Below are 15,398 nucleotides of genomic sequence, written 5' to 3' on the forward strand. Positions count from 1 at the left end.
CCTGAGAGCCTGCCCATGTCTCGTTCCGAAACCCTGTTTGCCAGTGCCCAGAAACACATCCCCGGCGGCGTCAACTCGCCGGTTCGCGCGTTCAAGAGCGTTGGCGGCACCCCGCTGTTCTTCAAGCACGCCGAAGGCGCTTATGTCACCGACGAAGACGACAAGCGTTATGTCGACTACGTCGGTTCCTGGGGCCCGATGATCCTCGGCCACAGCCACCCGGACGTGCTCGATGCCGTGCGCAAGCAGCTGGAACACGGCTTGTCCTACGGCGCGCCGACCGCCATGGAAACCGAGATGGCCGACCTGGTCTGCGCGATCGTGCCGTCGATGGAAATGGTCCGCATGGTCAGCTCCGGCACCGAGGCGACCATGAGCGCCATCCGCCTGGCCCGTGGTTTCACCGGCCGTGACAGCATCATCAAGTTCGAAGGCTGCTACCACGGCCACTCCGACAGCCTGCTGGTCAAGGCCGGCTCCGGCGCCCTGACCCAGGGCGTGCCGAGCTCGGCCGGTGTACCAGCGGACTTCGCCAAACACACCCTGACCCTGCCATTCAACGACATCAATGCTGTCGAGAAGATGCTCGGCGAAGTCGGCCAGCAAGTCGCCTGCATCATCGTCGAGCCCGTGGCCGGCAACATGAACTGCGTGCCGCCGGAGCCAGGTTTCCTCGAAGGCCTGCGGACCCTGTGCGACCAGCACGGCGTGGTGCTGATTTTCGACGAAGTGATGACCGGTTTCCGCGTTGCCCTCGGCGGCGCCCAGGCCCATTACGGCGTCAAGCCGGACCTGAGCACCTTCGGCAAGATCATCGGCGGCGGCATGCCGGTGGGCTGCTTCGGCGGCAAGCGCGAAATCATGTCCTGCATCGCCCCGCTGGGCCCGGTCTACCAGGCCGGGACCTTGTCGGGTAACCCGCTGGCCATGGCCGCCGGTCTGACCACCCTGCGCCTGATCAGCCGCCCGGGCTTCCACGCCGAACTGAGCGACTACACCAGCCGCCTGCTCCAGGGCCTGCAGGAACGCGCCGACGCGGCCGGCATCCCGTTCGTGACCACCCAGGCCGGCGGCATGTTCGGCTTGTACTTCAGCGGTGCCGACGACATCGTCACCTTCGACGACGTGATGTCCAGCGACGCCGAGCGCTTCAAGCGTTTCTTCCACCTGATGCTCGACGGCGGCGTGTACCTGGCGCCCAGTGCCTTCGAAGCCGGCTTCACCTCCATCGCCCATGGCGAAACCGAATTGAAGCTGACGTTGGATGCGGCTGAAAAGGCTTTTGCCGCACTGAAGTAACCGATGTCCCCGACGTCGGTTTCAGCCGACGTCGGTTTTCCCGCCTAAACTTCCCCTGTTTCCTACCGTCCTCTGTGCAGATACTTGCAAAACAAGGCCATATAGCGCCCGTGCAGCAGAAAAACGAGTAAAGACTTTGTAAGGTGGCCCCCGCTTATTTCATAATGCGCGCCATAGTCATCCCCTGGCCGGGTCCGCCCGCCCTTCAGAGGTACGTCGATTCCCATGAACCGCACCGGCCGCGCCCTTGCCTTGGGCTGCCTGTTGCTCCTTCAGCCGCTGCTGGCCTATGCAGGCGGTAACTCGTTGTTGATCCCGGCGATGGGCCGTTGCACCCTCAACTCCCAGCCACAGGACCTCGCCGAGGCCCTGGCCGCCTGCGAAGAAGCGGCAAAGGGCGGCGATGCCCAGGCACAATACGAGTTGGGCGCGTTCTATCACGACGAGAAAAACCCGCAACACGACCTCAACAAGGCCCTGAGTCATTTCGAACAGGCGTCCCTGCAAGGTCACGCCCAGGCGCAATACCAGCTCGGCATCATGTTCTACAAGGGTGAGGGTGTGCCGGCCAACAACGTCCAGGCCTATATCGTGCTGAAGATGGCGGCGGTCAACGGCGCAGAGGACGCGCTGGACACGGCGGATGAGGTCGCGGCGCAGATGCCCCGTGACCAGTTGGAGATGGCAACCCAGGTGCTGGGGCAGATTTTCCGCAAGTACCTGCTGGAATTGCAGACGGCTGACGGCCGTACACCGTTCTCGCCGCTGCCCTGAGCCTTATTTGTCGGGCATCGGCATCGGGAATGGCATCACGTTGCTCATTCCCCTCGCCTCGCTGATCTTCGGCGTACCCAGGCGCTCGACCTCGTCGATGCGCACGATCGAATGCATCGGCACGAAACTGCGCACCACGCCTTCGAACTGGGCCTTGAGCTTTTCCTCGCCGGGATCGACCACCAGTTGCGTGCGCTCGCCAAAGACAAACTCTTCGACTTCCAGGAAGCCCCACAGATCGCTCTGATAGATCTGCTTGGCGTACATTTCGAACACCTGGCCCTGGTTGAGGAAAATCACCTTGTAGATGGGGGCTTCACGTTTGGTCATGGTGGGCGGGCAACACATCGGGGGATAAAAAAGAGGGCGCGAACTATAGCATAGCCGCCGAACGCACAGCGCTAGGAAGCAAGCGCGATGACCACTATAATGCGCGGTTCTTTGAACCACCTGATGAAACTCCATGGCCAAGAAGCTTTACATCGAAACCCACGGTTGCCAGATGAACGAGTACGACAGCTCGCGCATGGTCGATCTGCTGGGCGAACACCAGGCCCTGGAAGTCACCGCCCGCGCCGAAGACGCGGACGTCATCCTGCTCAACACCTGCTCGATCCGCGAGCGCGCCCAGGACCGGGTCTATTCACAGCTGGGCCGCTGGCGCGAACTGAAACTGGCGAACCCGGAGATGGTGATCGCCGTCGGTGGTTGCGTCGCCAGCCAGGAAGGCGCCGCCATTCGCGACCGCGCGCCCTATGTCGATGTGGTCTTCGGCCCCCAGACCCTGCACCGTCTGCCGGAAATGATCGACGCCGCGCGCCTGACCAGGCTGCCGCAGGTGGACGTGTCGTTCCCGGAAATCGAAAAGTTCGACCACCTGCCCGAACCGCGCATCGACGGCCCGAGCGCCTATGTCTCGGTGATGGAAGGCTGCAGCAAGTACTGCACCTTCTGCGTGGTGCCCTACACCCGTGGCGAAGAAGTCAGCCGGCCGTTCGACGACGTGATCGCCGAGATCATCCACCTGGCCGAGCACGGCGTGCGCGAAGTGACCCTGCTGGGACAGAACGTCAACGGCTATCGCGGCACCACCCATGACGGCCGCCTGGCGGACCTGGCGGAGCTGATCCGCGTGGTCGCCGCCGTCGACGGTATCGAGCGGATCCGCTACACCACCTCGCACCCGCTGGAGTTCTCCGACAGCCTGATCCAGGCCCACGCCGAGGTTCCGCAGTTGGTCAAGCACCTGCACCTGCCGGTGCAGTCGGGCTCGGACCGGATTCTTTCGGCGATGAAACGCAACCACACGGCGCTGGAATACAAGTCCAAGCTGCGCAAATTGCGCGCCGCCGTGCCGGGCATCTGCATCAGCTCGGACTTTATCGTCGGCTTCCCCGGCGAAACCGAGAAAGACTTCCAGCAAACCATGAAACTGATCGAAGACGTCGGTTTCGACTTCTCCTATTCGTTCGTCTACAGCCAGCGCCCCGGTACGCCTGCGGCGGATTTGCCGGACGAAACCTCGGAAGCGGTGAAGAAAGAGCGCCTCAATACCCTGCAACATCGCCTGAACCAGCAGGGATTCGAGATCAGCCGACAAATGGTCGGTACGATCCAGCGCATCCTGGTGACCGATTATTCGAAGAAAGACCCCGGAGAATTGCAGGGCCGCACCGAGAATAACCGTATCGTCAACTTCCGCTGCGACAATCCCCAGCAGATCGGGCAGTTTATCGACGTGCACATCGATGCGGCACAACCCCATTCACTGCGCGGCTCGATGCTGCAATGAGAGCTTTCACCCCCGGGCTGCTAGCGTTATCCTTGATTTCATCTCAATTGCCGTCGGGCGGCTAAAAACGACCTTGAACGCACCCATCGAACCTCATCGTTTCATCCTCGAGCCTTTCGAGGCTCGCCGCTTCGCCAATCTGTGCGGGCAGTTCGACGAGCATTTGCGCTTGATCGAACAACGCCTGGCCATCGAGATCCGCAATCGCGGCAATCAGTTCGAACTGATCGGCGAACCCAAGCTCACCTCCTCCGCGGAAAACCTGCTGCGCCGCCTGTACCGGGAAACCAAGGGTACCGAGCTGTCGCCGGACATGGTCCACCTGTTCCTGCAGGAATCGGGCGACGAAGACCTGCGCAACAACCCGGTGGCCGAAGCCAGCGTGGCCCTGCGCACCAAGAAAGGCATGATTCGCCCCCGCGGCCTGAATCAGCAGCTCTACGTGAAGGAAATCCTCGGCAACGACATCAACTTCGGCATAGGCCCGGCCGGTACCGGCAAGACCTACCTGGCCGTGGCCTGCGCCGTGGATGCCCTGGAGCGCGAGCAGATACGCCGCATCCTGCTGGTGCGCCCGGCGGTCGAAGCCGGTGAAAAACTCGGCTTCCTGCCCGGCGACCTGGCCCAGAAGATCGACCCGTACCTGCGCCCGCTCTACGACGCCCTGTATGAAATGCTCGGCTTCGAATACGTGGCCAAGCTGATCGAACGCCAGGTTATCGAGGTCGCGCCGCTGGCCTACATGCGCGGCCGGACCCTGAACAACAGCTTTATCATCCTCGACGAAAGCCAGAACACCACCGTCGAACAGATGAAAATGTTCCTGACCCGTATCGGCTTCGGCTCCACGGCGGTGATCACCGGCGACATCACCCAGGTCGACCTGCCCAAGGGCACGAAATCCGGACTGGCCCACGTGATCAAGGTCCTCAAGGACGTACCGGGCATCAGCTTCACCCATTTCATGCCCAAGGACGTGGTCCGCCACCCGTTGGTGCAGCGGATTGTCGAAGCCTACGAGCGCTTTGAAAACAGTGCCGAAGCAGACACCCCGGGTGCCCGCCGCGATGCTTGAGCTTGATCTGCAACGGGCCTCTGACGCCCCCGCTCCGACCGACGCCGAGTTTCGCCGCTGGTGCGAACTGGCCCTGCGCCAGCGCACGGCCGACTCCGAGCTGACCATCCGCCTGGTGGATGAAGCCGAAGGCCGCGAGCTCAACCACACCTGGCGGCACAAGGACTACGCGACCAACGTGCTGTCCTTCCCCGCCGACGTGCCGGACGAATTGCTGGATATCCCGCTGCTGGGCGACCTGGTGATCTGCATTCCGGTGGTCGCGCGTGAAGCCGGCGAACAAGGCAAGGCACTGGAGGCCCATTGGGCCCATCTGGTCATTCACGGCTGCCTGCATCTATTGGGCTACGACCACATAGATGACGAGGAAGCCGAGGAAATGGAAGCACTGGAACGAACGTTGCTTGCCGAATTGGGTCATCCCGACCCCTATATCGATGATGAACACTGATCACTCCACCACCAAGGGATACGAGTAAATCGCTATGAGCGAAGATCGATCGAGCAACGGGCAGAAGTCCTGGCTGGGTAAACTGACCCAGGCTTTTGCCCATGAGCCGAAAAACCGCCAGGAGCTGCTGGAGCTCCTGCGCGAAGCCCACCAGAACAAATTGCTGGACAGCGAAGCGCTGGCCATCGTCGAAGGCGCCATCCAGGTCGCAGACCTGCAGGTCCGGGACATCATGGTCCCGCGCTCGCAGATGATCAGCATCAAGGCGACCCAGACACCCCGCGAATTCCTCCCGTCGGTCATCAACGCCGCGCACTCACGCTACCCGGTGATCGGCGAAAGCCATGACGATGTCATGGGTGTGTTGCTGGCCAAGGACCTGTTGCCGCTGGTGCTGCAGGAAAACGGCGACGCCTTCAACATCAGGGACCTGCTGCGCCCGGCGACCTTCGTCCCCGAGTCCAAGCGCCTGAACGTGCTGTTGCGCGAGTTCCGCGCCAACCATAATCACATGGCCATCGTCATCGACGAGTACGGTGGTGTGGCGGGCCTGGTGACCATCGAGGACGTGCTGGAACAGATCGTCGGCGATATCGAGGACGAGCACGATGTCGAGGAAGACAGCTACATCAAGCCCCTGCCCAGTGGCGACTTCCTGATCAAGGCGCTGACGCCGATCGAGAACTTCAACGAGTTCTTCGACAGCGAATTCTCCGATGATGAGTTCGACACCGTTGGCGGCCTGGTGATGAGTGCGTTCGGGCACCTGCCCAAGCGTAATGAAATCACCGAAATCGGGGCGTATCGTTTCCGCATCCTGAATGCCGACAGCCGTCGCATCCACCTGATCCGCCTGACCCCCATTAGTCGCTAAGGATTCACATGCTGCGCTTAACCCGCCCCGGCTGGCCCGGTAATCTGCTGGCCGTGGTGGCCGGCGCACTGACCACCCTGGCCCTGGCGCCGTACGATATCTGGCCCTTGGCGTTGCTGGCGGTGGGCGTGTTCTACGCCGGCCTGCGCGAGCTGTCGCCGCGCCAGGCACTGGGGCGCGGCTGGTGCTTCGGGTTCGGCCTGTTCGGCGCCGGTACCAGCTGGATCTACGTGAGTATCCATACCTACGGCGATGCTTCGATGTTGCTGGCGGGTTTCCTGATGCTCGCGTTCACGGCAGCCATTGCCTGGTTCTTTGCCCTGCCTGCCTGGCTCTGGGCACGCTGGATACGCCGCAACGAAGCGCCGCTGGCCGATGCCCTGGCCTTCGCCGCCTTGTGGGTGGGCCAGGAAGCCTTTCGCGGCTGGTTCCTGACCGGTTTCCCCTGGCTTTATTCCGGCTACAGCCAGCTCGACGGCCCGCTGGCGGGGCTCGCGCCGCTGGGTGGCATCTGGTTGATCTCCTTTGCCCTGGCCCTGACCGCGGCGCTGCTGTACAACGCCCGCCGACTGCTCCAGGCCGGACGCAAGGGCTTTATCGCCGTGGGTGTGGTACTGCTGCTCGGTCCCTGGGTGGCGGGGATCGCGCTCAAGCATCACGCCTGGACCAGCCCGGCGGGCGAACCGCTGACGGTGGCGGCGGTGCAGGGCAATATCGAGCAGAGCATGAAGTGGGATCCTGCACAGGTCGATGCCCAGTTGGCGCTATACCGCGACCTGAGCTTTCGCTCCAAGCGCGTGGACCTGCTGGTCTGGCCGGAAACCGCCGTGCCGATACTGAAGGAGTCGGCCGAGGGCTACCTGGCGATGATGGGCCGCTTTGCCGCGGACCGGCATTCGGCGCTGATCACCGGCGTACCGATCCGCCAGGTGGTGGACAACGAGAAGCGCTACTACAACGGCATCACCGTGACCGGCGAAGGTGATGGCACCTATCTGAAGCAGAAGCTGGTGCCGTTTGGTGAATATGTGCCGCTGCAAGAGCTGCTGCGTGGGTTGATCGACTTCTTCAACCTGCCGATGTCCGATTTCGCCCGTGGCCCGGCTGACCAGCCGCTGTTGCAGGCCAAGGGTTACCAAATCGCCCCGTTCATCTGCTACGAAGTGGTCTACCCGGAGTTCGCCGCCAGCCTGTCGGCGCGCAGCGACCTGCTGCTGACCATCAGCAACGACACCTGGTTCGGCACCTCGATCGGCCCCTTGCAGCATCTGCAAATGGCCCAGATGCGTGCCCTGGAAGCCGGACGCTGGATGATTCGGGCGACCAACAACGGTGTCACCGGCTTGATCAACCCATTTGGCGAGATCACCACGCGCATCCCGCAGTTCGAACAGGGCATCCTGTATGGCGAAGTGGTGCCGATGCACGAGCTGACGCCTTACCTGCAGTGGCGTTCGTGGCCGTTGATCATCCTGTGTGGCTTGCTGTTCGGCTGGGCCTTGCTGGCCAGCCGCATTGCCAAGACGGTCTGAACCCGACCAAACACCGCATAACCTTGTAGGAGCAAGGCTTGCCCGCGAAGGCGGCCTCAAGACCGCTGAAAGCTTCGCGGGCAAGCCCTGCTCCTACAGGTTCGGTGTTTTCTTCAATACTGCGATCTAACGGTAGAACAGCCTGTATCCCACCTGCCCCACCGCTTCATTGATCAACTGCCCACTGCGCCAGATCGCCTTGAACTCCGGCATCCAGCCTCCCGCCGGCCTCGCATTGTCCTGCCCGAAAAAGCCCACTGGCGCCGGCACCACGGTAAAGCCTGCTTTTTCAAAGCTCCACATCGCCCGCGACATATGCGCGGCATGGGTCACCACCACCACGCGCTTGATCCCCAGCGGTGCCAGCAGCTCATAACTGAACTGGGCATTTTCCCAGGTCGTGGTGCTACGCCCCTCCTGCCAGCGCACCGTCACATCGAAATCACTCTGCATCGACGCCGCCATCAACGCCGCCTCACTCGGCGGCGTACCGTAGTGCAAACCGCCACTGGTCAGCATCGGCAGTCCCGAAGCCTTGGCCAGGCGCGCCGCATAGCGCTGGCGCTCCAGACCGATGCCGGTCGGCTGATCGTCGCCCCACGCCGGATCACCGCGCTCACGCCCCGAGCCCAACACCACAATGGCATCGGCCCGCTGCGCCAGCCCCGCCCACTCACTGCGCTCAAGCGGCGGCACCGTCTCCAGCGCCCGCGCGCCCCATTCCACCATCACCGGCAGGCTCATCAACCAGAACCCGCCGAGGCCAAGTGCAAAACACACACCCGCCAGGCGCGGCCGAGTGCGTCGAAACCACCAGGCGCACAACAGCAACAGCAACAGAAGGCCGGGAGGCATGAACAATTGTTTGAGGATGTAACGAACAGGCATCGGGCACCTCCAGAAGATGCCCGAAGCCTAAGTGCATCGGGGTCAATCAACAACCTCTGGAACAATGACTTCAAACCGAAGCCAGGTTAGCGACAGACAACAGCACGCCGCCGGGCGAACCTTACTTGACCCCCGCGGACTTGAACTTCGCCGAACCGGGATTGGGCATTTTGTCTTTCAACCAGATGATCTCGGCCGAACGGGGTGGCACCTTGTACTCCAAAACGGAAAACGGCACAGGCACATCCTGCCCACTGAGATCCAGGTAGGCCCTGATCAATTCAAACTCGGCATGGCTCAAGCCACGCAACTCCAACTCGGCGGGCCGCTCATCACGCAAGCGCGCCGCCGTGCTGGCTGCGTCCAGGGCATGCCCCAGACGGACGATCAAACGTTCGTACAACTCGGGTTTCATGACATATCGCTGCGACTCCACCATCCGCTCACCTCATTGAAGATAAGAATCACTCCCCCTCTTCCAAGCTTAGCGGTGTCCGGCAAACCAGCCGACCGCCGCGACCAACGGCTTGGGCGGTGCAATCAGGGTTTCCCTCGATAGAGCGGCGTCATGTATGCTACGGCGCTTCCTGTAACTCCACTTCCAGCACCGCCTGACGGATGCGTTGAAGAGGATTAGGCCACCCTTTCCAGTACAAGTAGCCATGCACGAACACTATCAGCCCCGTGAAATCGAAAACGCCGCCCAATCGTTCTGGGATGCGCAAAAGTCCTTTGAAGTCAGTGAACAGCCAGGCAAGGAGACGTACTACTGCCTGTCGATGTTCCCTTACCCCAGCGGCAAGCTACACATGGGGCACGTGCGCAACTACACCATTGGTGACGTGATCGCGCGTTATCAGCGCATGCAAGGCAAGAACGTCCTGCAACCCATGGGTTGGGACGCCTTCGGCATGCCGGCGGAAAACGCCGCGATGAAGAACAATGTCGCACCGGCCAAGTGGACCTACGAAAACATCGCCTACATGAAGACCCAGCTGCGCAGCCTGGGCCTGGCGGTGGACTGGTCCCGCGAAGTGACCACCTGCAAGCCGGATTACTACCGTTGGGAACAATGGCTGTTCACCCGTTTGTTCGAAAAAGGCGTGATCTACCGCAAGAACGGTACCGTCAACTGGGACCCGGTGGACCAGACCGTACTGGCCAACGAGCAAGTGATCGACGGCCGCGGCTGGCGTTCCGGCGCGCTGATCGAAAAGCGCGAAATCCCGATGTACTACTTCAAGATCACTGCCTACGCCGATGAGCTGCTGGAAGGCCTCGACGAACTGCCGGGCTGGCCTGAACAGGTCAAGACCATGCAGCGCAACTGGATCGGCAAGTCCCGTGGCATGGAAGTCCAGTTCCCGTACCACGTCGATTCCATCGGCGAAGCCGGCAGCCTGAAAGTCTTCACCACCCGTCCGGACACCCTGATGGGCGCGACCTACGTCGCCGTGGCCGCCGAGCATCCGCTGGCGAGCCTGGCCGCGCGCAACAACCCCGAGCTGCAGGCGTTCATCGCCGAATGCAAGGGCGGCAGCGTCGCCGAAGCCGACGTCGCCACCCAGGAAAAGAAAGGCCTGCCGACCGGCCTGTTCGTCGAGCACCCGCTGACCGGCGAGCAACTGCCGGTGTGGGTCGCCAACTACGTGCTGATGCACTACGGCGACGGCGCGGTCATGGCCGTACCGGCCCACGACGAGCGTGATTTCGAGTTCGCCCACAAGTACAACCTGCCGATCAAGTCGGTGGTGCGCACCAGCTCGGGCGATACCACCCCGGCACCGTGGCAGGACGCCTACGCCGAACATGGTAGCCTGATCAATTCCGGCACGTTCGACGGCCTGGACTTCGCCGGCGCGTTCGACGCCATGGAAGTCGCGCTGATCAAGAAAAACCTCGGCGCCTCGCGCACCCAGTTCCGCCTGCGCGACTGGGGCATCAGCCGCCAGCGCTACTGGGGCTGCCCGATCCCGATCATCCACTGCGACACCTGCGGTGACGTGCCGGTCCCGGAAGACCAGCTGCCGGTCGTACTGCCGGAAGACGTGGTGCCGGACGGCGCCGGTTCGCCACTGGCGCGCATGCCCGAGTTCTACGAGTGCAGCTGCCCGAAATGCGGCGCACCGGCCAAGCGTGAAACCGACACCATGGACACTTTCGTCGAGTCGTCCTGGTACTACGCCCGCTACGCCTCGCCGCACTACGAGGGTGGCCTGGTCGACCCGAAAGCCGCCGACCACTGGCTGCCGGTGGATCAGTACATCGGCGGTATCGAACACGCGATCCTGCACCTGCTCTACGCACGCTTCTTCCACAAGTTGATGCGCGACGAAGGCCTGGTCAGTTCCAACGAGCCGTTCAAGAACCTGTTGACCCAGGGCATGGTGGTCGCCGAGACCTACTACCGTCGCGAAGCCAACGGCGGCTACACCTGGTTCAACCCGGCGGACGTCGAACTCGAGCGCGACAGCAAGGCCAAGATCATTGGCGCCAAGCTGATCAGCGATGGCCTGCCGGTGGAAATCGGCGGCACCGAGAAGATGGCCAAGTCGAAAAACAACGGCGTCGATCCACAGTCGATGATCGAGCAGTATGGCGCCGACACCTGCCGCCTGTTCATGATGTTCGCCTCGCCGCCCGACATGAGCCTGGAATGGTCCGACTCAGGCGTCGAAGGCTCGCACCGCTTCCTCAAGCGCGTCTGGCGCCTGGCTCAGGCCCATGTGACCCAGGGCCTGCCGGGCAAGCTGGAGCTGGCAACACTGAGCGATGAGCAGAAAGTCATTCGTCGCTCGATCCACCTGGCGATCAAGCAAGCCAGCCAGGATGTCGGCCAGCACCACAAATTCAACACCGCCATCGCCCAGGTGATGACGCTGATGAACGTGCTGGAAAAAGCCCCGCAAGGCACCGCGCAGGATCGAGCCCTGGTCCAGGAAGGTCTGGAAACCGTGGCCCTGCTGCTGGCCCCGATCACCCCGCACATCAGCCACGAGCTGTGGAACCGCCTGGGGCACGATGGCGCCATCATCGACGCCAGCTGGCCGGTGCTGGATGACAGCGCGCTGGTCCAGGACAGCCTGCAACTGGTGATCCAGGTCAACGGCAAGCTGCGTGGCCAGATCGACATGCCGGCCAGCGCCAGCCGTGAAGAAATCGAAGCGGCGGCGCGGGTCAACGAAAACGTACTGCGCTTCACCGATGGCCTGACGATTCGTAAAGTGATCGTCGTGCCCGGCAAACTGGTCAATATTGTCGCCAGCTGAACAGGATCGGGCGCCTGCTGTTGCGGGCGCCTTGCAAGACTTCCGCGGTCGCACCGTCGACCCACAGGGTTTCAAGGGGAGCAACAAGATGATCAAACGCAATTTGCTGGTAATGGGCCTCGCCGTGCTGCTGAGCGCCTGCGGCTTCCAGCTGCGCGGCACCGGCACCAACCAACTGACCATCAAGGAACTGTCGGTCAGTGCCCGTAACGCCTATGGCGACACGGTCAAGCAGTTGACCCAGGTCCTCGAGCACAGCGGCGTCAAGGTCTACAGCGGCGCGCCTTACAAGCTGGTCCTGACCGACGAGCAGGAAACCCAGCGTGACGCGACCTACTCGGGCTCCGGCCGCAACGCCGAGTACGAGCTCAATACCGCGCTGTACTATGAAATCCGTGGCGACCACGACCTGCAACTGCTGACCGGCAAGCTGCAAATACAGAAGTACTACGTGCACGACGGCAACAACATCACTGCCGGCGACGCCGAGGCGGGTCAGCTGCGCAAGGAAATGCGTCGTGACCTGATTCAACAGATGGTCCTGCGCCTGCAACTGCTGACACCGGAGCAACTGGACGCCCTGCAACAGACCGCCGACAACAAGGCCAAGGCCGATGCCGACGCCCTGGAAGCCGCGCGCAAGTACGAAGCGTCGCAGCCGCAGCAATCGCCGCTGCAACTGCCTAAGCAATAAGCCTGTCGGGGCGCCCTGGGCGCCCCGCCGTTGCCCGCCTATGAAACTCGCCCCCGCCCAACTCGCCAAACACCTGCAAGGCAGCCTTGCGCCGGTCTACGTCATCAGCGGCGACGATCCGCTGCTGTGCCAGGAAGCCGCCGACGCCATTCGTGGTGCCGCTCGCCAACAGGGTTTCGACGAACGCCAGGTGTTCAGCGCCGACGCCAACTTCGACTGGGGCACGCTGCTGCAAGCCGGTGCCAGCATGTCGCTGTTCGCCGAAAAACGCCTGCTGGAACTGCGCCTGCCTTCGGGCAAGCCCGGGGACAAGGGCGCCGCGGCACTGATCGAATACTGCTCGCGTCCGGCCGAAGACACCCTGCTGCTGATCAGCCTGCCCAAGCTCGATGGCAGCGCGCAGAAGACCAAGTGGGGCAAGGCCCTGGTCGAAGGCCAGGCCACTCAGTTCATTCAGATCTGGCCGGTGGACGCCGCGCAGCTGCCGCAGTGGATTCGCCAGCGCCTGTCCCAGGCCGGCCTTTCGGCCCAGCAGGACGCGGTGGAACTGATTGCCGCGCGGGTCGAAGGCAACCTGCTGGCCGCTGCCCAGGAAATCGAAAAGCTCAAGCTGATGGCCGAGGGTGGACAGATCACTGTGGAAACGGTGCAGGCGGCTGTGGCCGACAGTGCTCGTTTCGATGTGTTTGGCCTGGTGGATGCGGTGCTTAACGGCGAAGCGGCCCATGCCTTGCGGATGCTCGAAGGGTTGCGTGGCGAAGGGGTCGAGCCACCGGTGATTCTCTGGGCCCTGGCCCGGGAACTGCGGCTGCTGGCCAACCTGTCGCTGCAATACAGCCAGGGCACACCGCTGGACAAGGCCTTCAGCCAGGCCCGCCCTCCGGTCTGGGACAAACGCAAGCCGCTGATGAGCAAGGCCCTGCAACGGCACTCGGCGCAACGCTGGAGCCAGCTGTTGCTGGACGCGCAACGCATCGACGCGCAGATCAAGGGCCAGGCGGCGGGCTCCCCATGGAGCAGCCTGAGTCGGCTGAGCCTGTTGATGTGTGGACAACGCCTGGCATTGCCAGCGGAATAACCGCCAGCATAGCCAAATGCCCCCACTGGACAGACAGCCACATCTGCCCGATGATTCGCACTCTTCAACACACCTCAAGAGTGCACGTCCATGAGCAAGCCGTCCCGGCAGCGTCCCAATAAAGCCAAATCCATCATCGCCCAGCCACTGTTCCGCAGCCGTCAGGAACAACCGGCGAAGGGCAAAGGCAGCTACCGCCGCGAAGCCTTCCAGTCTAAAAGCTGGGAGGCTTCTTACTTTCTGGCGGCCTGAAAGCATAGAGCGCCATCACGACTCCACCCCCTCAAGCATGGTAAGGTCAGCACCTGATTCGCATTATCCGGACCCGCGCATGCCCTTTTGCCTTACCCTTCGTCGTCCCCTACGTCGACTGTTCGCCGCCACCAGCTTCATCCTGTTAGTTGCCTGCGCGGAAAAGCCGACCGCCGCCGACGCCGAGCCGCTGCAAACCCTCCCCGCAGCCCCGGTCACCACCCAGCCACAGGTCAATGACGACCTGACGATCCAGCCTGCGCAAAGCTTCGATGAATGGATGTCCGCCTTCCGTATCGAAGCCCTGAGAGCCGGCATCACGCCCGCCATCTTCGACGCCGCCTTTGCCGGTGTCACCCCGGACATGAGCGTGATCAAGGCCGACCGCAGCCAGCCGGAATTCACCCGTCCGGTCTGGGAATACCTCGACGGCGCCCTGTCCCCCGTGCGTGTGCGCAAGGGCCAGGCCCTGCTGGTACAGAACAGCGCGCTGCTGGCGAGCATTGAACAACGTTATGGTGTCGACCGTGAGGCCCTGGTGGCGGTATGGGGCATGGAAAGCAATTTCGGCCAGTTCCAGGGCGACAAGTCGGTGATCCGTTCACTCGCGACCCTGGCCTATGAAGGCCGCCGCCCGGGATTCGCCCAGGCCCAGTTGCTGGCGGCGCTGCAGATTATCCAGCATGGCGATATCCAGCCTGAGCAGATGCTCGGTTCCTGGGCCGGAGCCATGGGCCAGACCCAGTTCATCCCCACCACCTACAACAGCTACGCGGTGGACTTCGACGGTGACGGTCGCCGCGATATCTGGAATGACTCGGCCGATGCCCTGGCCTCCACCGCCAACTACCTGCAAAGCTCCGGCTGGCAGCGTGGGCAGCCGTGGGGACTGGAAGTGGTGCTGCCACAGGCCTTCGACTACGCCCAGGCCGACGGCACGATCCGCAAGACGGTGAACGAGTGGCTGCAAATGGGTATTCGCTTGCCAGCGGGCGCCGTATTGCCAAATGGCTCGGCGTCGCTGTCCGCCGCCCTGCTGCTGCCGGCCGGTTATCGCGGCCCGGCGTTCCTGGTGCTGGATAACTTCCGCGCCATCCTCAAGTACAACAATTCGTCGTCCTATGGGCTGGCGGTGGGCTTGTTGTCCCAACGCTTCGGTGGTGCGGGTCTGATTCGTGGCGACTGGCCGAAGGAGGACCTGCCGTTGAGCCGTTCCGAGCGGATCGAGTTGCAGACCCTGCTCAGCACCAAGGGTTATGACGCAGGCAATCCCGATGGGATTATCGGGGCGAATACCCGCAAGGCGATTCGTGGGGCCCAGCAAGTGTTGGGCTGGCCGGCGGATGGCTATCCGAATCACAAGCTGCTGGAGAGCTTGCGTAGCCGGTAGAAGCGCACTGCCCCCTGTAGGAGCTGGCTT

General features: G+C 62.7%; 15 protein-coding genes. 12 read left to right on the forward strand and 3 right to left on the reverse strand.

The window, feature by feature from the left end; all coding sequences use genetic code 11:
* The first annotated feature begins 15 nt into the window (after window positions 1–15).
* Window positions 16–1,299: a glutamate-1-semialdehyde 2,1-aminomutase gene (gene hemL, locus M5C71_RS32000; protein WP_248769579.1), complete on the forward strand. Its 1,284-nt coding sequence runs from the start codon at window positions 16–18 to the stop codon at window positions 1,297–1,299.
* Window positions 1,300–1,524: 225 nt separating this feature from the next.
* Complete coding sequence (locus tag M5C71_RS32005; protein WP_103495829.1) at window positions 1,525–2,073, forward strand: SEL1-like repeat protein; 549 nt, start codon at window positions 1,525–1,527, stop codon at window positions 2,071–2,073.
* A 3-nt stretch (window positions 2,074–2,076) separates the two neighbouring features.
* Here M5C71_RS32005 and M5C71_RS32010 read toward each other — a convergent pair whose 3' ends face one another.
* Window positions 2,077–2,403, reverse strand: a complete 327-nt coding sequence (locus M5C71_RS32010) for a DUF1820 family protein (RefSeq protein WP_103495828.1) — start codon at window positions 2,401–2,403, stop codon at window positions 2,077–2,079.
* Window positions 2,404–2,536: 133 nt separating this feature from the next.
* Between M5C71_RS32010 and miaB the strand changes: the two genes are divergently transcribed.
* From miaB to lnt, 5 genes are all read left to right on the forward strand, one after another.
* Window positions 2,537–3,865 (forward strand): tRNA (N6-isopentenyl adenosine(37)-C2)-methylthiotransferase MiaB, encoded by a 1,329-nt coding sequence (gene miaB / locus M5C71_RS32015; RefSeq protein ID WP_248769580.1) that lies wholly within the window; start codon window positions 2,537–2,539, stop codon window positions 3,863–3,865.
* 73 nt (window positions 3,866–3,938) lie between these two features.
* Window positions 3,939–4,940: a PhoH family protein gene (locus tag M5C71_RS32020; protein ID WP_103495826.1), complete on the forward strand. Its 1,002-nt coding sequence runs from the start codon at window positions 3,939–3,941 to the stop codon at window positions 4,938–4,940.
* A complete protein-coding gene (ybeY, locus tag M5C71_RS32025; RefSeq protein WP_103495825.1) occupies window positions 4,933–5,391 on the forward strand; it encodes an rRNA maturation RNase YbeY in 459 nt (152 codons plus the stop codon). The genes M5C71_RS32020 and ybeY overlap by 8 nt, the downstream gene beginning before the upstream one ends.
* Before the next feature lie 34 nt (window positions 5,392–5,425).
* Window positions 5,426–6,265: an HlyC/CorC family transporter gene (locus M5C71_RS32030; RefSeq protein ID WP_103495824.1), complete on the forward strand. Its 840-nt coding sequence runs from the start codon at window positions 5,426–5,428 to the stop codon at window positions 6,263–6,265.
* Window positions 6,266–6,273: 8 nt separating this feature from the next.
* On the forward strand, window positions 6,274–7,797 hold the full coding sequence (lnt, locus tag M5C71_RS32035) for an apolipoprotein N-acyltransferase (protein WP_248769581.1): 1,524 nt from the start codon (window positions 6,274–6,276) through the stop codon (window positions 7,795–7,797).
* 126 nt (window positions 7,798–7,923) lie between these two features.
* On the opposite strand, the gene M5C71_RS32040 is transcribed toward lnt, so the two are convergent.
* Together M5C71_RS32040 and M5C71_RS32045 are read right to left on the reverse strand one after the other, a co-directional pair.
* Entirely contained in the window at window positions 7,924–8,685 is a 762-nt protein-coding gene (locus tag M5C71_RS32040) for a YdcF family protein (RefSeq protein ID WP_248769582.1), read from the reverse strand.
* A gap of 121 nt (window positions 8,686–8,806) precedes the next feature.
* Window positions 8,807–9,124, reverse strand: coding sequence for a hypothetical protein (locus M5C71_RS32045; RefSeq protein ID WP_152741742.1), 318 nt, complete (start codon window positions 9,122–9,124; stop codon window positions 8,807–8,809).
* 223 nt (window positions 9,125–9,347) lie between these two features.
* Here M5C71_RS32045 and leuS point away from each other — a divergent pair, with 223 nt between their 5' ends.
* The 5 genes from leuS (at window position 9,348) to M5C71_RS32070 (ending at window position 15,368) form a co-directional block, all read left to right on the forward strand.
* A complete protein-coding gene (gene leuS / locus M5C71_RS32050; protein ID WP_103495820.1) occupies window positions 9,348–11,954 on the forward strand; it encodes a leucine--tRNA ligase in 2,607 nt (868 codons plus the stop codon).
* An 88-nt stretch (window positions 11,955–12,042) separates the two neighbouring features.
* Entirely contained in the window at window positions 12,043–12,648 is a 606-nt protein-coding gene (gene lptE / locus M5C71_RS32055) for an LPS assembly lipoprotein LptE (protein WP_152741740.1), read from the forward strand.
* A gap of 40 nt (window positions 12,649–12,688) precedes the next feature.
* Window positions 12,689–13,726: a DNA polymerase III subunit delta gene (gene holA / locus M5C71_RS32060; protein WP_248769583.1), complete on the forward strand. Its 1,038-nt coding sequence runs from the start codon at window positions 12,689–12,691 to the stop codon at window positions 13,724–13,726.
* 90 nt (window positions 13,727–13,816) lie between these two features.
* Complete coding sequence (gene arfA, locus M5C71_RS32065; RefSeq protein WP_103495818.1) at window positions 13,817–13,978, forward strand: alternative ribosome rescue factor ArfA; 162 nt, start codon at window positions 13,817–13,819, stop codon at window positions 13,976–13,978.
* A gap of 79 nt (window positions 13,979–14,057) precedes the next feature.
* Window positions 14,058–15,368, forward strand: coding sequence for a lytic murein transglycosylase (locus M5C71_RS32070; RefSeq protein WP_248746873.1), 1,311 nt, complete (start codon window positions 14,058–14,060; stop codon window positions 15,366–15,368).
* The last annotated feature ends 30 nt before the right edge of the window (window positions 15,369–15,398 follow it).

Origin of the sequence: Pseudomonas sp. MWU12-2345, from assembly GCF_023242385.1 — a bacterium.
GTDB classification, from domain to species: Bacteria; Pseudomonadota; Gammaproteobacteria; order Pseudomonadales; family Pseudomonadaceae; genus Aquipseudomonas; species Aquipseudomonas gingeri_D.